The sequence below is a fragment of the Mesorhizobium sp. genome, assembly GCF_004963255.1.
Taxonomy (GTDB): Bacteria; Pseudomonadota; Alphaproteobacteria; order Rhizobiales; family Rhizobiaceae; genus Mesorhizobium.
This window is the reverse complement of sequence record NZ_SUGA01000008.1, coordinates 33,539-54,477: the sequence shown is the minus strand read 5'-3', so window position 1 is coordinate 54,477 and position 20,939 is coordinate 33,539. Positions and strand designations below refer to the sequence as shown.

Genomic DNA, 20,939 nt, shown 5'->3' with positions numbered 1-20,939 from the left:
GTCAGGCCGCCTCGGCTTCCGCCGCCGCGAAATCGATTGCCGCGAAAGCGGTCTTCAGCACCTCCGGCCCGGCACCGGGTTTGTTCGCATCCGTGGAAAGTATCTGCCGGAAGCGGCGCGCGCCGGGCAGGCCGTGGAACAACCCGACCATATGGCGGGTGATGTGGCCGAGCCGTCCGCCGCGCTCGATATGGCGCGCGGCGTAACCGGCCATGGCGTCGATCAGTGCCGCGTGGTCGAAGGCGGCAGGCGCCTCGCCATAGAACGCGGTATCGACGCCGGTCAGGATGCCCGGCGTATGGTAGGCTGCACGGCCGAGCATAGCGCCGTCGACATGGCCGAGATGCTCAGACGCCTCGCCGAGTGATTGAATGCCGCCGTTGATGCCAATGAAGTCGTTCGGCTTTGTGGCCTTCAGCCGGTAGACGCGCGCATAATCAAGCGGCGGGATGTCGCGGTTCTCCTTGGGGCTCAGCCCTTCCAGCCAGGCCTTTCGGGCATGCACCCAGAGCGCGTCGGCGCCGGCCGCGAGCACGCCGTCGGCAAGCGTGTCGAGCGCGGGCTCCGGATCCTGATCGTCGACACCGATGCGGCATTTGACCGTGACGGGGATTTTCACGGAAGCCTTCATCGCCGCGACGCACGCGGCGACCAGGGCCGGCGTCTTCATCAGGCAGGCGCCGAACGTCCCCGACTGGACACGATCTGACGGGCAGCCGACATTGAGGTTGATCTCGTCATAGCCGAAGGCCTCGCCGATCCGCGCCGCCTCGGCGAGCTTTGCCGGATCCGATCCGCCAAGCTGCAGCGCCACCGGATGCTCGACATCGTCGAAACCGAGCAACCTTTCACGCGCGCCGTGGATGACCGCGTCCGCTACAACCATCTCGGTGTAGAGCAGCGCGCGTCTCGTCAACTGACGGTGGAAGAACCGGCAATGCCGATCCGTCCAGTCCATCATGGGCGCAACGGCTACCCTATGCTCTTGATTTTTCATCATTTTTCATCTGACATCAATTTCTTGGGCCTGCCAAGTGCACACGAATTTACGCCAGAATACGACCTCTTCGCCAAGTTTCGATCTCTCAGTGCACACGGAGCGCACACGAAAAAATGGCCACCTATACGAAGCTCTCATCCGGTTCCTGGTTCGTGCAGGTTCGTCGCAAAGGTCGCTACGTCAGCGAGACGTTCTTGCGCCGAGACAACGCACGGCGATGGCCAACCGAAACCGAACCAAGTCGACCGCGGCGAGACACCGACCAAGTCTTGTGTAGCGCGCCTTAAAACTTCGGCGAACTCATCGACCTCCATATCGACGACATGTGCGATGTAGGCAAGTCCCCTCGCCGCTCCAAGGCCGTCGCCCTCGATATGCTCCAACGACATCTGAAAAAATGCAACATCGCGGCTCTCGATCGCGAACGGCTCATCCGTTTTGGCCGTGACCGGGCCGCGCAAGGCGCCGGACCGATGACTCTCGGCATAGACATCGGCTTTGTAAAACTTGTCCTGTGTCATGCTGCGGCCGTCCACGGCTACCGGTCAAGGTCGAACCCGCCGATCTCGCGCGTATCGCACTGTAGCCGGCCAAGCTGGAGCGTTGCGCAGCCAAGCCAAGGGGCAGTTCCTGAATCGGTGAACGCGGCGTCGCTTCAACTCGTTCATCCCATCAGCTTAGACGCTTCCTACCTCGTTCGACGAAGCCTTGCCCACGTGTTTCGTTGACAAAGCGTGCTGGTCGATAGCCTTTTGCGTCGAGGTCGGCGTCGTCGCCGGTTTGACACCAAGAGTCGGGTGGAAGTTGTGCTGAATCTCACCGGTAGGCAAGGTATTGAAGCATCGGAGGCTAGCCTAACGGCTCGCTCGATGACTTTTGCGGGCGCTGCATCCGGTCGGCCGGTTTTTGAAAACTCTCTATCCATCCTGAACCGGACCGGTGCTTGGCATATCGCCAAGGACCTTTGTCAGGAGTTCGTACCGGAACACGCTCGGGTTCGATATTGGCGACTTGGCGCGTATGCTCCCGAGGGCCTGGCTCGAAAGCTCGCAGCCAGGCTGATGATGCTGGAAATCAGTTGGCTCAGGGACAGTCGACACAGCTTGATCGGCAGCAAAGCCTCTGATGCCAATTCGACGGTCTTTCTCGACCCGCTGTTCGTGCTCAGGTCAGAGTTGGCTGAAAAAGACATCGTGCTTTGCCACGACGTCGGCCCCTTGAGTCACAGTTTCCTCTATGACGCTGTGACTGTTCAAAATTACCGGGTCGCCTATGAAAAAATTCGCCGGCACGGACCTGGAATCGTATTTGTCAGCGACTGGTCGAAAGATAATTTCGTTGCGATCCATGGATCGAACTTCCGGTTCTTGACCACAATTCCGCTGTACGTGCGAACAGGCCTGTTCGACGGCCCCCAGGAAACCCTTCCTGGTTTCGACGGACGGTTTTTCCTGACAGTCGGTGCCTTTGAAACCCGCAAGAACCAGATTGCCGCGCTCGAGGCGTATCGAGACGGCGGGTTCAACAACCATGGTGTCAGATACGTGCTTTGCGGCCCGCGAGGCGAGGGCCGCGATAAGATCATCGATCTTGCGAAATCAATACCCGGGACGGTGTTGCCAGGATATGTGCCGGACGGCCAATTGCGTTGGCTGTACGCTAACGCCGAAGCATTCGTACTGCCGAGTCTCCTGGAAGGGTTTGGAATGCCCGCCTTGGAGGCGGCCTATATGGGCCTCTTGCCGATCGTGTCGGAGGGAAGCGCATTGGTCGAAGCGGTGGAGGGCGTCTGCGTTCAAGTCTCTCCAAAAGACACAATCGCAATCGGACAGGCAATGCGGCATGCGCTTTCACGAAGCTCAGCCGAAAAAGCGCAGACTAGCCGCGAACTGCAGGCCGTTGCCGCGCGCGCCTCGAAAGAGCGCTTTCTGCAGAGCTGGAGAAGCCTGTTGCAGGCGCGGTAGGAACAAAATTCCGCCTAATTTGCCCAAGGCATGTCCATCGAAGTCCGATGTTTCGACTATGAAATACATCCCGCATTAGGCTTTATCCAAAAGTGGTAGCCGTGCTGCATCAAAATTGGCAAATAGCCCGCAACGTGACCGCGCTCTTACATTGAGTTTTGGGGTTATTATCTGCGCTGCAGCGTTCAATGTATGTCGATCAACATGCATCATTGCCAAGACATGAAAGCGTCGCCTGAACCTCTTTCGGCGCGAAGCGCCTTGAGAAGTCGCGCTAACGGAATCTAGATGAACACACGCGCCGACATCCATGTAGACGACCTGGCGGCGACGCCGCCCGCTGCCACGCGAGGTTGGTTGTCCCGCAAGGAACGCCCGGCCAGCACGACTTCCACAATTGCTCTCTTCGGGAATTTTGGAAGCAACAATTTCGGCAATGAAGGATCGCTTCTTGCAATGGTGGAGTTCCTCCGCCGCGAGCGGCCCGAGGCGAGGCTTTTCTGCATATGCACCGACCCCTCCGCCATCGGGGACTCACTTGGAATGCCCGCCATTCCAATCCGGCGATCCGGGCACTTTGGTGAGCTATCGCACAGGATTGTCAGGATTCCTCTCAAGGTATTGGGCAGGGTTCGCAACCTCGCCAAGGCATTCCGAGATATCCGGCGCGCCGACGTCATGATCATTCCCGGAACGGGAATTCTTGACGATTTCGGTGAACCGCCGCATGGGATGCCTCTTGATATCTTGATGTGGTGTTTCGCAGCACGGATGTCAGGCACGAAGGTGGCCTTTGCCAGCATAGGAGCCGGTCCGATTGGCCATCCCGTCAGCCGATGGCTGATGGTCTCGGCCGCGAAGCTGGCGCATTATCGATCCTACCGCGACGCCCGCTCGAAGGAATTCATGCGGAATGCGGGTTTGAACGTGGAGAACGACGCGGTATATCCCGATGTCGTTTTCAAACTGCCTACCCCGAAGCCGGCCAATTCGGCGGAGTCGACCTCGGTCACTTCAAGAACCGGCGTCCTGACCGTCGGCCTCGGGGTGATGAAATACGATGGCTGGTACGGATTTGCCCACGACGGCGGGGCAGTCTTCGATCTCTATCTGGATAAGTTGGCACAATTCGTCAGGCATCTGCTGGAACGCGGACATCGCGTCAAATTGCTGACGGGAGAAACCACCGACATGGAGGCCGTGGATGCACTGCTTGCACGGCTGCGCGTGGTCGCCGCCGGCTCAGCGGCGGAACGCGTATCCACCGGGTTGGTGAGTTCGCTGCATGATCTGATGGAAGAGATTTCCGAGACAGATATCGTCATCGCCACACGCTTTCACAACATCGTCTGCGCGTTGAAGATGGAAAAACCCGTTATCTCCCTGGGATATTCGGCGAAGAACGACGCGCTGTTGGCAGAGATGGGCCTCGATGAATACTGCCAGCATGTGGACACATTCGACGTCGAGGTGCTTATCGCCCAATTTGAGAAGGGCATTATCGAGACCCAGAAGATCAAAAACGCGATCCGTGCGGGCAATCTCGCTTTCATGGAGCAACTCGATCTGCAGGACAAGCGACTTCTGTCGGAAATTTTGTCGTGAACATGCTGCTGGCTGGTAGTTTCTGGAGACTCTGGGATGCCAAGTGTGGACGTCATAATCCCCTGCTACAACTACGCGGATTATTTGCCTCAATGCGTCGACAGCGTGCTCTCCCAAGGTGTCTCTGAGGTCAGAATTGTCATCATCGACAATGCCTCGACTGACAACAGCGTCGCGGTTGCAAGACATCTGGCTGAGTCGGATCCGAGAATAGAGCTCGTCTGCCATCCGGAAAATCTCGGCCCGCATGCCTCGTTCAATGAAGGGATCGACTTGGCACGCGCGGACTACTTTGTCATCCTGTGCGCCGATGACCTCATGCAGGCAGGATCTCTGAAGCGTGGGATCGAGGCGCTCGAACAGAACCCCGGTGCGATTTTTGTTGTCGGCGCCAGCACGCCGTGGGCGGGCCAAATGCCACCCCAACCGACGGACCAGCCTGAAGGCTGGAGCGTTCAATCCGGGCTGGACTATATAGAGCTCTGCTGCCAGGCAATCGGGAAGAACCCCGGGGTGCACGCAATACTGGTGAGGACTTCGGCGCAAAAAGCAGCAGGGCATTACCGAGCTTCGCTGAAGCACATGGACGACCTGGAGATGGCCCTCAGACTCGGCTGCATGGGATCGGTTGTATGTCTTCACGCGGCCTTGGCAATTCAGCGCCTGCACGCTGCGAATTTGAGTAATGTTCTGTGGGAAGATCGTCTCAAGGATCTTCGGGAGCAACAGGCAGCCTTCGACAGCTTCTTTCGTCAGGAAGGGCGAAATATTCCGCGTTCTCTTGAACTACATCGCGTAGCAACGCGGCGAACAGCTGAAACTGCATTTTGGTCGGCGGTTTCGCACATCTACAGAGGCAAGACCGCAGCTGGCCTTGGCCTGTTCAAATACAGCCTCGGCCTAAGACCGTCATTGGCACTGATACCGCCGGTAAGCCACTTGTTTCGCACGAATGGTGCCCTCAAGCGGGTAGCCGAACTCTTATCGGCCGGAATTCACTGAACTCGCAAGTCGCCGAGCGCTACTGCTCGTCGCTGCAAATGCCTGCCCTGCTACGCCGTTTCCCAGGGAAATTGCCGCAACACCCGCAGGACAAGGCGCAATGTGCCGTAAGCAGCGGAAGCTGTCTTGTCGGACGGGCAGCAAACAGCCAGGGCCGCCAGAAAATAGGCGTGCCAGAGTCGGTTGCGAAAACATGCAGCCTCTTTGAACAGCGCTATGGATTTGTTTCGAAATCCTGATCTCAGTGCGAGGCAGGCCGTCTCGTAAATATAATGCTTCCGCAACAGCGAGAGTTCGGGATCACTACGATTTTGGTTCCAATGAAGCTGGTCAAAATACTGCAGACGATTAACGCGAAAAGCATAGGCGTTCGGCCCCGTCGCAAGGTGATCTTCCTTGAGGGGATCGGAATGCAAGCCATGTTCATGTTTGCGTGCGGAAGGTAACGAGATGAAATTCGTGCGGAAATGACGAGCGAGTAATGCCTGGAAGGGGTAATCTTCCGCGCTGCGCTTGGAGGCGTCGAAGCGGCCGACTAGCTCCAGCGCCTGGCGGGTCATCACCGTGGCCGGAAGCCAGGCGAAATACCCCCAACGCGTGTAGCGAAAGATGTGCCCCTGATAAAGAAATGCTTCGGACGCTTCCATGTCAGCCGAGCATCGCCTCGCCCAAGTTCCGAGCGCGCTCTTTGTACGAAAAACACGCAGATAATCGTCCGTTTGGCCATCCGGGAGTTCGAACGCGTCGGAGCCAATCATACGGGCTATGCTCTGATAACAATTGACGATCGTCCCTTTGATCATCCGATGATCGGTATCGTCCTGAAAAAACTCGAAAGTAAGGTACTGATCGTCTGGAAATTCATTGAAGAAGGCAACGGAAAGAGACAGGAAATGCGGAAGCCACTCGTCATCAGAATCGAGGAAAGCAATCAGTCGACCAGTGCTGGCTGCGATGCCGGCGTTGCGCGCGGCGGCCACGCCCTGGTTTCTCTGCCGGATTAAGTGGATACGCGGGTCGAAATCAAAAGTCAGTTGCGCGGTATCATCGGTTGACCCGTCGTCAACGATGATGAGTTCCCAATCTTCGAAGGTTTGGCCAATTATACTATCTATTGCGCGCATGACTGTGTCGGCGCGATTGTAGGTAGGTAGTATAATAGATACTTCAGCACGGGGTCGATACATCAAAACTCACTCTCGAATGTTGCCTGCACCCCCCGGCGTTGCGGCATGTTCGAAACAGGGTAGTCACCGTCTGCTGTGGCAATGCGCCTGGGGTTGTCCAGGACAACACTTCCTCATGCCGGACCCTAGGTTCGGCAGGGGATGCGGCATCGACATAGCTGTAGCTTTCATTTCACCTCGCTCGGCAGGACCGCAGCCTGGACAGGCTCGGCGATCGCCAACAAATCCGGACGGGGCTGCCGCCCTCTCCGCAGCATCCGGGCCAGCCACTCGGCGACGTGGTCGAGTTCATGCATTGCCGGATGTTTGACCAGCCAGATCGCCAGCACCCAGCCTAGCCCCGAAAGGACGGCTGCAACCGCTGCGGCAGCCAGGTGGATCTGCGCAGGGTAGCACGCAAGGGCAACCGCAGCGGGGCCAATGGCGCTACCGATGGTCACCGCTGCACTCTTCCACAAGGCAAAGACGAACTCTGTCCAAGTCATGCTTATGTGGCGTCGTACGAAAAATAGCGAAACCAGAGCTTGGAAAGGAACCGTCAGAAGCAGGCTGAGCACCATGCCGCGCAAACCGAAAGGAGCAGCTAGCAAAAGCAGGACGGCGCAAACCGGCCATATGACAAGCGAACGCAAGAAAGCATCGCGAATGGCGCCAACCGCCAGGAGCACGCAGTAGTTCAATGCATAGCTGAACGAGAAAAAGGCCGCAATCGCAGCGATCCGGACCAGCGGCACTATCTCGAGCCACTGGTCTCCATAGAGGAACGTCACGACTGGGTGAGCCAGGATAGCAAGCACGCCGAGCGCCGGCCAGTGGACCGCCGTGGTGTAGGTCAGCGCGGTCAGGTAATGGTTTTTGAGATCTCCACCTTTCCTTGCCTCCGATGAAAATCCCGAGAAAACAACGGAGATTGAACTGGCCAGAAAGATCTTGTCGGGCAGTTGGGCAACTGTAAGCGTCCGATTAAAAAGCCCCGCCGCATTGAATGAGAGAAATCGTCCCAGCACCAGATATGGGATCTGGTCATACATTCGGGCAAGCATCACGATAAGGCCATTGTAATAGCCGAAGGCAATCACGCCCCGCCAATTGCTGAACAGCGGCTTGAATATCCAGAACTCTCTTCGGAGCAGGAGCGCGAGGATGCTGCCGAAACTGGCCGAGACGAACCACGCCATGGCAAAGCTCATGTAGCTGAACCCGAGTGACGTGAGCGTGAGTACGGTGACGGCGCTGGAGACAGCAATCGCAATGTTCACCAAGGCAACCTGTCCGAATGCCATCTCGCGTCGCATGAGCGCCAGTATGGGAGCGGCCACCACCTCGATGACAAGAGCCGCCGATATCAGACGTAGATAGGGCCCAAGGCCATCCTCGCCGTAGACATGGGCGATCAACGGGGCAAATAGAAGCAGCCCTGCTGAGATCAAGGACGTAAGCGACAACATCACGGTAAATGCTGCGCGCACGTCCTCTTTCGAAAGATTGGGCCGTTGAACTATGAATGCAGTGCTGGAAAACTCTCGCAGCGACAACGCAAGACCGACAACAGCCGATCCAGTCACCGATATACCGATTTCGCTCGGCGTAAGAAGCCTCGACACGACCATCGTCAGGCCAAAATTGACGGCAAGACCGAAGTATCGATCAGCAGTGGTATAAATGAGCGCTCGTCTAACCGAATTCATTGATCGACTTCACAGGGTTGGATTGTCTGGCGAGGGGTCTTGATCTCCGATTATTCCGCAGGTCGGTTGATATTTGTTACTCGACGTAGCTTTCGCATTGCCCGGCCGAACTGGTATCTCATGATGTTGCCGCAGATTCGCATTTCGTGCTTGACTCCTTTAGCCGGAGCAAAACGTTGCTTGTAGTCGTGGCCCCCACCCAAGTCGATACCCCGCAGATTGAATCTGCCGACCATCTCGAATGTCAGATACATTAAATATGTCCCTATATCGAAGCGATCGTATTCATGATCTCTGAAATATACTTGGGCAACTAGTTCATTTTCATGTATCAGGCAAGTCGCGCCCCCCACTAGACGATCACCGTCGCTGAGCAGGATGGACACAAGACGGCCGGTGGCCTCCATGTACTCCGCAGCCGCGACACGGTCCGCTATCTCCGCGCCGTCGATCCCCCAGGTCTTACCCCACTCTTTGACAATCAATCTCGCCGCGCCCGGCTGATTGATCCCAACGGAGAAGCCACTGCATTTTCTGCGAGATTTTCGTATTGCGTCCCATCGACCAGTCTTTCGCCAGTACGCTTCAAAGTCGTCCGTGGCATCCATTCCGAAGGTTGGTTCAGACCACAGCGCGCGCACCGCGCCGTGGCTTTGCGGTTCCTTTTCCGGGCGCCAGAAGCCAAGCTCGACAGTGACGCCTACGCTTGCCACGGCATCCAGAAGCCGGCCAGGTTGCGACGGCAAGACAAATCCGGGAACGATGTAACGGGTTACGGGCACCCAACATCCATCAGGCGTACGGCGCAAGGCGACTATTGCGACAGGCGCGTCCCGCTCACGCACAAGCGCGATGAGCTTTCTATTGTCGATCGAACTTGTGGCCAGTATCCGGAACAGCTCATGCGGGCACGCGTCGGATTCAGGCAGCCGCGACAATGCATCATCCAGTTGCGAATTCCATTGCCTGAACAAGGTGACGTGAGGGCGGGGCCGTTGGGCGCGCGCCGGCTGGTTCTCCTCAACGACCGGCTGGATTGGTCTGGTCCCTATCGCTTCGGATTGCGCCTGCCTCATGCGACTACTCCGGATTCAAATGTCGCGTTCACACTACGGGCGGGCGGATAGCGTGCAAACCTCCCAAAAAGGCTGCGATTGCGTACGAAAGCAGTAGTTCAAATTTCTGCGATGGTTTGCCCCAACGCTTCACTTGAACCTCGCGAGACAACTGGCGTCGTTGCGGAGTGTCATCTAACCTGCGCGGCGTCGATGGCGCGCGCAAAAGGCGCTGGTTCCGGATACTGGCCACCGGCTCGATCATACGGTTGCGTGGCGCCCAATGCGCGCACCCGTGCGACCCAAACAACGGCCAGCGCGACGAAGAAGAGAATGCCTGGATCGGCATTGCCACCTGATATTGAGGTGGCGACTAAACCGGCAAGAGCGGAATTCCTGACACTCGTCACCACAGCGTCCGTCTCGGGGTCCAACCACCGCCGCACCCCGCCTATGCCTCGAGCCAAGACACCAAGCAGCATCGCCATCATCAATGATCCGAAAAACCCGAGCTGGGACAGGACCGCGATCGGCCAACTCGATGTCCTCGAACTGCCGAAACCCACGCCGAGGCCGTTGGTGTCGATGACCGACTGCAGGCTTTTCAGGTTCCAATAGGTTCGCTCATGGCCTGACCCGGAATTCGCTTTGTTGACGATGGTTTTGTTGAAGAGCCCAACAAAGGAATCCAGGACATTTGCCTTGTAGAGGCTGATGCCCAACACCGCAGCCGTGCCGACAACCATCAGAACGGCTATCAGTATATCCTCGCGCTCAATTTTCCCCTTTATGACCGAGGCCAACATCGAGAAGGCGACGGGAACGCACAGCACCATAAGCCCAACATAGGCGGTCGACGACGTCGACAGAATGGTCAGGAAGAGCAAGATGCCCGACAACCATTGGGCAACGGCCGACTTGGTCTTTCGCCAGTAGGTATAGCAGAACGCAAGGCAGGCCAGAGAAGCAGCGGCGAAGGAAGATGCCTCGGAGAAAGGTCCCGTGATGCGAGCGAATCCAGCCTCGTACGCACCCGTTATAATCGCATAATTGGCAGTTCTGATGGGGGCGAGGAGATCACCCAGTCCTGCATTTTTACCGACAAAGTCAATCAGTCCCATCCCCGCGTGCAAGCAGCATAAAACGAAGAAGCCGCGGCGAATCTGATCGATACGGTCACAGCGCAGCGTCAGGGCGCAAAGCGCGATGGCAGCAAGCCCGCCAAGGATAAAGTAGCCCGTCTGCGAGATGTTGCCTGAAACTGGCGCCAAGGACGCTTCCACCACCGCTCCCCTGGTCTTCGACTGAACGAAGACGACGGTCTGCCCGGCGAAGAACCTGGGAAACAGCCACGATCCGATGATCGCGTAGACCATGAGACATGCGAGTATCCAGACCGGGCGGATACTCCCGAAGACGCTTCCGAGGTCGAACCATATACGACGCCTGGCTGCGACGGCCGCGACGAGTAGAGCCTCGAACATGGTGTAGATGAGCGGAGATGACCCGCCCAGGAAAGTCAGGGTCATGACGGCCGTAGCGCCGAACGCCTGGGAAGCAATCAGCCCGATAATCAGCACTCCCCGGGCATAGTATGCGATGGCAAGAATGGCCACGCACACCAGCAGACCCGGCAAAGAAACCTGCATTGTTGATCGAGCCTTTCGCTCGGTTGGTCCTGCCAATGTTGACGAAAGACACTACCCGACGGCGGGTATCTTTCGACGGGCACGTATCTTGGGCAAGTGAGCCAAACGGCGTAGTCCTGCATTCCGCAAGAAGCCGTAGGTCGCCTTGAGATCCGAAAATACCCACGACTTGCACCAGGCTCGGCCCGTTGAGGCCCGTCAACCGACCGCGAGCCACGATCGCCGGCTGCATGCCATCCGCTGCGGCTGAGAAGCGCTCGTGTCTGGGCTGCTGGCAGGTTCAGAATGTGTCGACACGTCGGCCTGCCGGAGTCCGGCCTACCCCTTCCTGCAAACGGCTAACTCGCGAACGCACACTAAAGAACGGCTCGACGGTGAGTTATGTCACCATTATACACAGGCTCGCGGGCACATTTCTGCTTACGATCGTGAAATGTCGTGATAATTGGAGATATCGGGAGCTCTGGGCAATGGAGTGGGTTCTCTAGAGTTCCAGGATGAGGAGGACAACCCGTATGACCACCCGTGTTGTACACGGCGCATTTGGACCAAAGCAGGTGAAGCAACTCAAGGAAATTTATGAGCGAGCGCAGGCTGTGACCGCCCAGTATCCTGAATCGCACGTCGCTAACAAAGCCGCCAAGAAGTTGATCGATGCGTTTGAGACAGTGACCCGTAGCCATGAGGCGGTCTGCCGTTGGCTGAGCGAGACTGAACCCCAGGGACACGCCTGAGGTTCCAATCGTCAATTCCAGGAGCATCTATCCGCCTGCCAGACACTGCTGGCAGGCGGATTTCTGCTGTGCCGCTCACCGCAAAAGCGATAGGGGAGCCATTGGGGCGGGCGAATGGCTCCCCTACCCTGTCTTCGCTTTATCCGCAGACAGACCAGCGTAAGCCCGGGCAAACGCTGGCAAACAGATGTTCTTCTTTGGCACTGCATGACGTCAACGAAGCCTTTGGAGTAAGAAGCCGCCGTGGATTAACGGTCCTGCTTCCGCCTATCGGATGAGCTTGGCGGCGCTGCTTTGCCTGAAATCATTTGCGTGCACGACTCCAGGAATCCGGCCCAATGGTTTCGGCCCGTATGGCCTGCCCATCAGCGGGATCCTTGAGAGCTAAAAAAATTTACAGAAAATTAACTTAGATTAGCTCTCGCTAGTAAAGCATCAACTACTGAATCCTAGGTGGTGTAGGGGAGAAGCGATGAGTGTCCAAGCTGGGGGGGCCTGGCTGGACTCTCAGATTGGTAGAAAATTCCAAAAAATCCAGGATTTGAGGGGGCTGTCGGCCGCCATGAGGCGGTCGTGTTGGGCAAAAGTTGGGGTGCTAGTATGAGTTCTGCAATCGGACTGCATAATCTTGCTTCGACAAATCAATCAGAAATCTCGTCGAGCAGCGCAAAGAGCAACGAACAACTAGACAAGGAATGCCTACTTATTCTTGACGGAAGGGCGCTAGACCGGGAATGTCTAGCATCGGCTCTGGAGGACCATGACCTTGGCATGGCTGTTGCCGCCATGGGCAGGATCGAAGAATGGCGGATAAAGAAGGAAGCATACCCTCCTCTAGCCGCCATCCTATTTAATCTTGGTGGGCGCAAAGTTACCGACCAAAGCATAGCTGAAGAGGTTCGGATGATCTCTTCAGAGTTCAGTTCCGTTCCAGTGATTCTGCTGGCTGACACGGAAGATCTTACACAGATACTGACCGCCCTTGAAAGCGGCGCGCGCGGATACATTCCGACTTCTGTTGGCATTGACGTCTGTGTCGAAGCCGTCAACCTTGCGGCGGCTGGCGGTATCTTCGTACCGGCCAGTAGCGTGCTGTCCATGCGGCATCTGATCGATTCAGGCAGCCGCGACGCACGTCCGCTGACGACTATGTTCACGCACCGGCAAGCTGAAGTGGCTCAGGCGCTTCGGCGCGGCAAGGCGAACAAGATCATAGCCTACGAACTGAACTTGCGCGAAAGCACCGTGAAAGTTCACATCCGCAATATCATGAAGAAACTGAAGGCGACCAACAGGACTGAGGTTGCCTACAAGGTGAACGACCTTTTCGGGGAAGGTGCTCTCGCGGAAGAATGACAGGTGGCTTCAGACGGCCCGCCAGAGTTCACTTCTGCGGGTCGTCTTTGTTAGCCTCGTTTCGCGATCGGCTGTTCCGCAGCCGCTGCAAATGGCGTCTTCGTTATAAAACGCCGGTATTGGACTCCAACATCCACCATAAGTGCTAAATCGGCAGCCATTTGGTGATCGCGAAATTTTGGGCCGGACATGTAGACTTTCCAGCAGCTGGAGTGTGGTACATGTCTGAGCAGAGCCCTTGTTTTCGCAAATCTCTCCGTTTGCAGGATCGCGCGCGCCAACTGATCCCAGGTGGCTGCCATACATACGCGAAGGGCGATGATCAGTATCCCATTCTCGCCCCGGGTTTCATTGAGCGTGGGCTTGGATGTCATGTCTGGGACGTCGATGGCAACGAATATATCGAATACGGCATGGGCAATCGTTCCGTTGGATTGGGGCATGCCTACCCGACCGTCCTGAGAGCGGTTGAGGCAGCGTTGAGTGGCGGTTCCAATTTCACGCGACCGGCTAGGATCGAAGTCGACTGCGCCGAGACGTTTCTGGAGCTTGTCGGGGCGCAGATGGTAAAATTCTGCAAGGATGGCTCGGATGCGACGTCCGGCGCCGTGCGCCTGGCCCGCGCTTATACAGGGCGCGACCTCGTGGCCTGCTGCGCCGATCATCCATTCTTTTCGACGGACGATTGGTTCATCGGCACGACACCGATGAATGCCGGTATTCCGGAGGTGGTCCGAAATCTCACCGTCACCTTCCGATACAACGATATCGCCAGCGTCAGGGATCTGTTCGATAAATATCCCGGCAAGCTCGCAGCCTTGATTCTGGAGCCGTCCCGCGGCGATGACCCGGCAGACGGCTTCCTGCACGAGGTCCAGCGCCTCTGCAGGGAAAAAGGCGCCCTGCTCATCCTCGACGAGATGATCACCGGATTCCGATGGCATGCCGCCGGAGCCCAGAAACTCTATGGCATCGAACCGGACTTGACGACGTTCGGCAAGGCACTTGGCAATGGCTTCTCGGTCTCTGCCTTGGCGGGCAAGCGCGAATATATGCGGCTTGGCGGGTTAGAGCATATGGACCGCCCAAGGGTATTCCTGTTGTCAACCACGCACGGAGCGGAGACCCATGCGCTCGCCGCGGCCATCGCGACCATGCGAACATACCACTCCGAACCTGTTATAGAGCACCTGCACATCCAAGGCACAAAGCTCAAGGATGGTATCACCGAGGCTGCCAAACGCCACGGCGTGGAAGACCACTTCAAGGTCGTCGGCCGCCCCTCTTGCCTGGCATTCGCCACGCTCGATCCCAACGGCAAGCCGTCGCAGGCATATCGCTCGCTTTTCCTTCAAGAGACAATCAAGCGCGGAGTGCTGATGCCATCACTGGTCGTCAGCTATACTCACGACAACCCGGCGATCATGAAGACCATAGAGGCGGTCGACAGCGCATTGGCGGTGTATGCCCAGGCCCTGGAAGCGGGGACGGACCGGTTTTTGGTCGGCCGGCCATCCCAGGTGGTCTTCCGTCGATTTAACGAAGGGGCCGAAGTACGGGTTTCCGCCGCGGCCAGCTAACGGAGCGGCGTGCACTTCCGCCGCTGAGCGGGTCCGCTCGAGGCGGAAGTCCCTTCGGCGATAGGCATTGCCGACTGTTAGAAAATCATGGCTTTTCTGACCGTGAACGCCTCGGCGAAACGCTCGGGCGCTCTGCATTCCATTCCGCGCAATCTGGCAAGCCCAACAAAAGTGTCACGGTCGAACCAGTCCTTGGAGCGCTGCGTCCCGAAGTACTTATGGAGAAACTGGACCTTGCGTTCCAGTACGTCGGCCGCAAGCGGAACATATGCATTCGGCCGGCCGAGGTCGCCATCCCACTTCGGGATCTCGTATTCGAGCACCAGATGGTCGCGAAAGACATTCCAGGTCAATTGATTGACTTCCCGATGGTCCTGGTGGGCATCGAGCCTGGCATGCGTGAGCACTATGTCGGGATTGATGCGCGACCTCACATCGATCAACCAGTGTTTTATCGATCGGCTATGGATTGGGAAGTAGCTGTCTTCAAAATCCGCGATCTCGACTTTGGACGAGCTCGACCCTTCAAGGAAGGCCTCGGCCGATGCCTTGGCTTCGGCCGAACGGGGGCCGCCGCCGCTCAACACGCACCAATGGACGTGGAGCTTCACTCCTGAAGCGATCAAGCTGAGAATTGTGCCGCCGGCGCCTATTTCAATGTCGTCGGAATGGGCTCCAAGGCAGAGGAGCGAGAGTTCCTCCCCTCGGCGCGCGAGGCCAAGCCCCTTCATGATGCAGCCATCACCATGCTACGCTTGATCTTCTCGGCGGTGACCTTGCGGCTCCAGGGCATATCGCCTTTTTCGACCATGTCCTCGAGCGACTGCCAGTCGCGCAGCGTATCCATCGAGCGCCAGAAGCCTTCGTGCTTGTAGGCCATCAGCATGTTGTCGTCGATCAATCGTTTGAACGGTTCGAGGACGAGCTCCTCGCCGTCGCGCATGTAGTCGAAGATTTCCTGCCGGAAGACAAAGTACCCACCGTTGATCCATATCTCGGATGTATCCGTCGTGCGGAACTCGCGCACGCGGCCATCTTCAGCGATGTCGGCCAGATGGTAGGTCAGCGGCGCGCGCACGGCGAGGAAGCAGCCGATCTTGCCGCTGGCCTCGAACTTCGCAATCACGTCGTCGAGGTCGACATTGGTCAGGCCATCGGAGTAGTTGGCCAGGAACATTTTCTCGTTCCTGACATGATCCCTGGCAGCCCAGAGTCGCTCTCCAATGTTGCGCCAGATACCTGTGTCGAGCAGCGTAATGCTCCAGTCCTTTGGAGTATCGCCGAGCAGCTTCACATCCCGACCGCCTTGCGTGACGACGCAGTCAGAGAACGTCTGCGGCCTGGTGTTCAAGAAGAAATCCTTGATGACGTTGGCCTTATAGCCCAGGCAAAGGATGAACTCGTCATGCCCGTATTCGCTGTACCACTGCATCACGTGGCGCAGGATCGGCTGGTGGCCCAGAGGAATCATCGGCTTCGGTATGCTGTCGGAATAGTCACGTATGCGCGTGCCGCGCCCGCCACAGAATAGGACGACTTTCATCTCGGCAACTCCGATGGATCGATCACTGTCACGAAAGGAATCGGCACCACGAATTTCGCGCCCCAGCTGGCGACGTGATGCATCTGCTTGATGATCTCGTCCTTCAAGTTCCATGGAAGGATCAGGATGTAGTCCGGCTTGGCATGGTCGATCGCCTCTATCGGCTTGATCGGTATGTGCATGCCGGGCGTGAAACGACCGTGCTTGTAGGGGTTCCGGTCGACCGTGAAGTCGAGAAAATCGGGGCCGATTGCGCAATAGTTAAGCAACGTGTTGCCTTTGCCGGGCGCGCCATAGCCGCAAATCTTCTTGCCCTCGTTCTTGGCCGAGATCAGGAAGGCGAGGAGATCTCGCTTCGCTCGCTGCGCCTTGTCGCCGAAGGAGGCGTAGGTCCACATGTCGGTCAGCCCATGCCGCTTTTCGCGATCGAGCAGCAGTTGAACGCGGTCGTTCACGCGCCAGCTGCTTTCCTCGTTCGCGAGATAGATGCGAAGCGAACCGCCATGCGTAGGCAGCTCCTCGACGTCGATCAGCCGCAGCCCGTGGCGGGTAGCCATAAGGTCGATGGTCAATAACGAGAAGTATGAGAAATGCTCGTGGTAGATGGTATCAAACTGGTTCTCGGCCATCAGTCGCTCGATGTGCGGAAACTCGATGGTGATGACGCCTTCCGGCTTGAGGAGGACCTTCATTCCTGCGACGAAGTCATTCAGGTCGGGCACTTGGGCCAGAACATTGTTGCCGATGATAAGATCGGCGCGCAGGCCCTCGGCCACCATCTGGAGAGCCAGGCGAACCCCGAAGAAATCAACCCTGGTCGGCACACCCTTCTCAAGCGCGGCGCTCGCAACGTTTGCGGCTGGCTCGACACCTAGAACGGGAACGCCAAGCGGAAGAAAGTGCTGGAGCAGGTAGCCGTCGTTGCTGGCGAGCTCGACCGCGAGACTGTCAGAACCAAGGCCGAGGCGTTTCGTAATGGCCTCGCAATAGGCTTTCGCGTGGGCCACCCAGCTTGTCGAAAAAGAAGAAAAATAAGCATACTCGCTGAAGATGGTTTCGGGACTCATGTATTCCTTGAGCTGCACCAGATAGCAGGTGTCGCAAACCAGGACGTTCAGCGGATAGTACAGTTCCACCTGATCCAGTTGGTCGGCCCGCAGGAAGTTTTCGCAAGGCGGCGACATGCCAAGATCGACCAGCGTATGCCGCAGACGCGTACCACAAAGCCTGCAGCCGACGCCGCGGCGTATCGGGTTTTGGTCGCGGACGACTTCGACGGCTTGTATGTTCATTGGCTGCTCCCTGTCCGCCTGCCTGGAGAAAAAATGGAGACGCGGTGGCCTGACGAAGTACCTGCTGCCGTCGCGTCTCCGTGGAATGTACGCAAGTCTAGGGCGACGCGCCTTCGAGTCCGATTTGCCAATGCGTCGGCTGCCTTAATCCTTAAAGGGCAAGGGGGTGAGGCAATGACCCCATCAGGCAAGCCGAACGAGTAAGATTGACCATCCGGCATACCGCTATCGATGAAGCCACCTAAGGCTTTGGTAGCTCTTCCAGCCGGTACTCGCGACGCCAAGAATTCCATCGGTTTTTGCCCGCCAAAGGGGCTTGAAGCGACATGCAGTTTGCCGAGACCGAATTGAAAGGCGTGTGGCTGATCGAGCCGACACCCGTGGTCGACGATCGCGGCTCCTTTACGCGCCTGTTCTGCGAGAAGGAAATGGCCGATTGCGGGTTGGCGACGCGCTTTGTCCAGCACAGCCGGGCACATTCGGTCAAAAAAGGAACGCTGCGGGGGCTACATTTTCAGGAGGACCCCTATGCCGAGGTGAAACTCGTCTCCTGCGTCCGTGGCGCGATCTTCGACGTCGTGGTTGACATGCGCGCGAACTCGCCGACGCGCTACAAGTGGTTGGGCTTCGAACTGACGCCCGCAAACATGAGGCAGGTCTATATTCCCGCCGGATTCGCGCATGGACTGCAGACACTTACAGACGATACCGAGGTTTCGTACCTGATATCGCAGTTCTACACGCCGCACTCAGCGACGGGCGTCCGCTTCAACGATCCCGCCTTTTCAATAAACTGGCCCTTGATGCCGACCGCGATGTCGGAAAGGGACAGGACATGGCCGCTGGTCAAGCAGCGGGCCGCAATCGAGGCCTTATAGGGCCGCAGCCAAGAGCCCATGCTCCGACAGCAACCTGGCAGCGGCTTCCAGCTCCTTGAACGGCAGTCCGGAGCGCTCGGCCATCGACAAAATCGAGTGCTGTCCATCGGCCAGATTGAGCACCCATAGCAGGGACATCGAAGTTATGCCTGACGCCTTTTGCCCTCCCAAGGCGCTGTAGAGGCCCCGCCTGCCGAGTTGCGGCTCGCCCTTGGGGAAGAGATTCAAGGGCGTCCAGTCCCCTTCGACGATGTCGATCAGATCCATGAGAACCGCGAAGGAGTCCTCCAGGTACTTCGGCGCGATGAAGCCGAGATTGTCGGCCGACGTATGATACTCGGGGAAGGTGCCGTGGACGCTCCGCTGGAACATGCCGACGGGAAGATTGAAGCCCGGCGAGCAATATTGCCTTTCGTCGTAACCATAGGGGGAGAAATCGATCAGCTTCGCCCCGGGCCGACCGCCGAGCAGGTGCGCCATAGCCCGGTCAATGAAGGCGTCGCCGCGACGGCTGCGCTTGTATGCCGGGCATCCAGCATCACCCACGCACGACACTACCAGCCCATGATCGATGAGGTGTATGCGGTTCTCATTGCGGGACAGCCATGTGAGCGCGCCGATCGTTCCTGGAGCAAAGAGGAAGCGGTAGCTATACTTTGTCTTCCGGGTGCTGAGGGTCCTCGCCAGCGTCGCCAGGAGAGCGAGGCCCGAACAGTTATCATTGGCCAGTGACGGATGGCATATATGAGCTGAAAGAAGGAATTCCCGCTCGGTCTGTCCGCGGTGCAGGTATTCTCCATAGGTCAAGCTGCCGTCCTTGAGCTCAGCATCAATCTCTACCTGGTAGAGACCGTCGGTCATCTCCAGCAAACGATCATGCGCCATGCAGAACCCCCATGTCGGGGCGTAGTAGCTGGTTCGATAGGGAATCACTTCCGGCTGTTCAGGCAAGGTATGGATATGCTGCCTCAACTCATTGAGCGGCAAGGTACCTTTGAAGGGTACGCTGTAGTTGACCACGTGGAGGTTGGAATCGGCAAAGTCCACGATCGTCCGACCGTCGGGCGCGGCGATCCTGGCCGACCGGATGTTCCATTCTTTCGGAATCGTCCAATCGAATACCTGCGTGCCGGTGGGAACCTCATGCCGCCGCAAGTCAATGTGCCCCGACAAAACGTCCAAGGTCTTCCGCACGCCATCGCCGGTGATGCTTCGGCAAATCGGAAATAGCCGTTCGGCCAGGTCATAAATCTCCTGGCCGACCCCGGCGGCGGCCGGCGGCGCCGAGCCGAGCCAAGTTGGACCCGCATACGCCATTGGGATTAGCCCGCCGCAGCCTCCAGGGCTATTGAGGCCTCCACGGCACGCATGCGCTCGTCCAGAAGTCCGTTCGCCAACAGATATCTTATGTGGCCGATGCGCTGGAAGCGAGGACCCTCGAATTCCTCCAAGGTGACATTTGATTGCCGATAGGCCCGGTAAAGCTGTTCGGCGCCTTTGCGGGCGTCCCATTGCGGCCGGAAGCTCGGAAGAGCGCGCGCAATCTTCTCGAAGCTTACCCGATAGGAACGTTTGTCGGGGCCGGCATCGGCCGCGAACTCCAGGCGGCAGCCGGGCACCACATCGGCGACGATCTCGGCTATGTCGCGGATCCTGTAGTTGTGGGCCGTCTGCCCCACATTGAAAGCCTCGTTGTGGATCACATCCCGCGGGGCTTCGAGGCCGGCGATGAAAGCGCGAGAAATATCCTCGATGTGAACGATGGGCCGCCACGGGGTCCCATCGGATTTGAGCAGGATCACGCCTTTGGTCACCGCCCAGGCAACGAGATTGTTCAGCACGATGTCGAAGCGAAGCCGGCGCGACAAGCCATAGGCCGTGGCAGGCCGGAAGTAGGTCGGAGAGAAGCTGCCGTCGGCGAGTTCGGAAATATCGCGTTCGGAAAGTACCTTGGACCAGCCATAGGGCGTGACCGGATTGAGCTCTCCGGTTTCGTCCACCATGTCATCGCCCGCCTGTCCGTAATTGCTGCAGGACGAAGCGAAGAGAAAGCGTGACACGCCCGCTTCCTTGGCCGCTTTCGCGAAGCGAACGCTGCCCTTGTGGTTAATCTCGTATGTGATCTCCGGATCGAGATCGGAGAGCGGGTCATTCGAGAGGGCTGCCAAGTGTATTACGGCGTCGAAACCTTCGAGATCGCGAGGCTGCACGTCCCGGACGTCCTTTTGAATGGATGGAACGGATGCTCGCTCCCCTCCCGCCGCAAAGGTGCAGCGCCGGTAAAGGTCGCTGTCGTAGCCGGTCACCGCATGCCCCGCGCGAAGCAGCATCGGCACCATCACCGACCCGATATAGCCTTGATGGCCGGTTACCATGACTTTCATCGTACACCTCTCAAGAGTGGAT

At 57.8% G+C, this 20,939-nt stretch carries 18 protein-coding genes; 7 read left to right on the top strand and 11 right to left on the bottom strand.

Annotated features, from left to right (window positions below; translation table 11 throughout):
- Position 1: 1 nt before the first annotated feature.
- Complete coding sequence (gene dusA / locus E5X34_RS11520; protein WP_292564339.1) at positions 2–1,000, bottom strand: tRNA dihydrouridine(20/20a) synthase DusA; 999 nt, start codon at positions 998–1,000, stop codon at positions 2–4.
- 134 nt (positions 1,001–1,134) lie between these two features.
- Entirely contained in the window at positions 1,135–1,521 is a 387-nt protein-coding gene (locus E5X34_RS11515; RefSeq protein WP_292564336.1) for a hypothetical protein, read from the bottom strand.
- A gap of 285 nt (positions 1,522–1,806) precedes the next feature.
- Between E5X34_RS11515 and E5X34_RS11510 the strand changes: the two genes are divergently transcribed.
- From E5X34_RS11510 to E5X34_RS11500, 3 genes are all read left to right on the top strand, one after another.
- Complete coding sequence (locus E5X34_RS11510; RefSeq protein ID WP_292564334.1) at positions 1,807–2,964, top strand: glycosyltransferase; 1,158 nt, start codon at positions 1,807–1,809, stop codon at positions 2,962–2,964.
- A gap of 288 nt (positions 2,965–3,252) precedes the next feature.
- Positions 3,253–4,569, top strand: coding sequence for a polysaccharide pyruvyl transferase family protein (locus E5X34_RS11505; RefSeq protein WP_292564332.1), 1,317 nt, complete (start codon positions 3,253–3,255; stop codon positions 4,567–4,569).
- 36 nt (positions 4,570–4,605) lie between these two features.
- Complete coding sequence (locus tag E5X34_RS11500; protein ID WP_292564329.1) at positions 4,606–5,571, top strand: glycosyltransferase family 2 protein; 966 nt, start codon at positions 4,606–4,608, stop codon at positions 5,569–5,571.
- A gap of 50 nt (positions 5,572–5,621) precedes the next feature.
- Here E5X34_RS11500 and E5X34_RS11495 read toward each other — a convergent pair whose 3' ends face one another.
- From E5X34_RS11495 to E5X34_RS11480, 4 genes are all read right to left on the bottom strand, one after another.
- Entirely contained in the window at positions 5,622–6,758 is a 1,137-nt protein-coding gene (locus tag E5X34_RS11495; RefSeq protein WP_292564327.1) for a glycosyltransferase family 2 protein, read from the bottom strand.
- A 167-nt stretch (positions 6,759–6,925) separates the two neighbouring features.
- Entirely contained in the window at positions 6,926–8,446 is a 1,521-nt protein-coding gene (locus tag E5X34_RS11490) for an oligosaccharide flippase family protein (protein WP_292564325.1), read from the bottom strand.
- Positions 8,447–8,496: 50 nt separating this feature from the next.
- The gene (locus tag E5X34_RS11485) at positions 8,497–9,522 is read right to left on the bottom strand and encodes a GNAT family N-acetyltransferase (RefSeq protein ID WP_292564322.1); all 1,026 of its coding nucleotides are present in this window, start codon (positions 9,520–9,522) and stop codon (positions 8,497–8,499) included.
- Between the two features lie 170 nt (positions 9,523–9,692).
- The gene (locus tag E5X34_RS11480; RefSeq protein ID WP_292564319.1) at positions 9,693–11,150 is read right to left on the bottom strand and encodes a hypothetical protein; all 1,458 of its coding nucleotides are present in this window, start codon (positions 11,148–11,150) and stop codon (positions 9,693–9,695) included.
- 515 nt (positions 11,151–11,665) lie between these two features.
- Here E5X34_RS11480 and E5X34_RS11475 point away from each other — a divergent pair.
- The 3 genes from E5X34_RS11475 to E5X34_RS11465 all read left to right on the top strand — a co-directional run bounded on the left by E5X34_RS11475 (position 11,666) and on the right by E5X34_RS11465 (position 14,820).
- On the top strand, positions 11,666–11,884 hold the full coding sequence (locus tag E5X34_RS11475) for a hypothetical protein (RefSeq protein WP_126060797.1): 219 nt from the start codon (positions 11,666–11,668) through the stop codon (positions 11,882–11,884).
- A gap of 600 nt (positions 11,885–12,484) precedes the next feature.
- Positions 12,485–13,240, top strand: a complete 756-nt coding sequence (locus tag E5X34_RS11470; protein ID WP_292564316.1) for a response regulator transcription factor — start codon at positions 12,485–12,487, stop codon at positions 13,238–13,240.
- A gap of 221 nt (positions 13,241–13,461) precedes the next feature.
- Positions 13,462–14,820 (top strand): glutamate-1-semialdehyde 2,1-aminomutase, encoded by a 1,359-nt coding sequence (locus E5X34_RS11465; protein ID WP_292564313.1) that lies wholly within the window; start codon positions 13,462–13,464, stop codon positions 14,818–14,820.
- A gap of 77 nt (positions 14,821–14,897) precedes the next feature.
- Here E5X34_RS11465 and E5X34_RS11460 read toward each other — a convergent pair whose 3' ends face one another.
- Genes E5X34_RS11460 through E5X34_RS11450 form a run of 3 tightly spaced genes read right to left on the bottom strand, consistent with a single transcriptional unit; the run spans position 14,898 to position 17,655 of the window.
- Positions 14,898–15,551 carry a PIG-L deacetylase family protein gene (locus E5X34_RS11460; protein ID WP_292564310.1) on the bottom strand — a complete coding sequence of 218 codons (654 nt, stop codon included), beginning with the start codon at positions 15,549–15,551 and terminating at the stop codon, positions 14,898–14,900.
- Entirely contained in the window at positions 15,548–16,363 is an 816-nt protein-coding gene (locus tag E5X34_RS11455; RefSeq protein WP_292564308.1) for a sugar phosphate nucleotidyltransferase, read from the bottom strand. Before E5X34_RS11455 ends, E5X34_RS11460 begins: the two co-directional genes overlap by 4 nt.
- Positions 16,360–17,655, bottom strand: a complete 1,296-nt coding sequence (locus tag E5X34_RS11450) for a class I SAM-dependent methyltransferase (protein ID WP_292564276.1) — start codon at positions 17,653–17,655, stop codon at positions 16,360–16,362. The genes E5X34_RS11455 and E5X34_RS11450 overlap by 4 nt, the downstream gene beginning before the upstream one ends.
- Positions 17,656–17,981: 326 nt before the next feature.
- Between E5X34_RS11450 and rfbC the strand changes: the two genes are divergently transcribed.
- Entirely contained in the window at positions 17,982–18,533 is a 552-nt protein-coding gene (gene rfbC / locus E5X34_RS11445) for a dTDP-4-dehydrorhamnose 3,5-epimerase (protein ID WP_292564274.1), read from the top strand.
- On the opposite strand, the gene E5X34_RS11440 is transcribed toward rfbC, so the two are convergent.
- Both E5X34_RS11440 and E5X34_RS11435 read right to left on the bottom strand, forming a co-directional pair.
- Complete coding sequence (locus E5X34_RS11440; RefSeq protein WP_292564271.1) at positions 18,528–19,850, bottom strand: DUF4910 domain-containing protein; 1,323 nt, start codon at positions 19,848–19,850, stop codon at positions 18,528–18,530. The two genes, rfbC and E5X34_RS11440, sit on opposite strands and share 6 nt — an antisense overlap.
- Positions 19,851–19,855: 5 nt before the next feature.
- Complete coding sequence (locus tag E5X34_RS11435; protein ID WP_042642465.1) at positions 19,856–20,917, bottom strand: NAD(P)-dependent oxidoreductase; 1,062 nt, start codon at positions 20,915–20,917, stop codon at positions 19,856–19,858.
- Between the last annotated feature and the right edge of the window lie 22 nt (positions 20,918–20,939).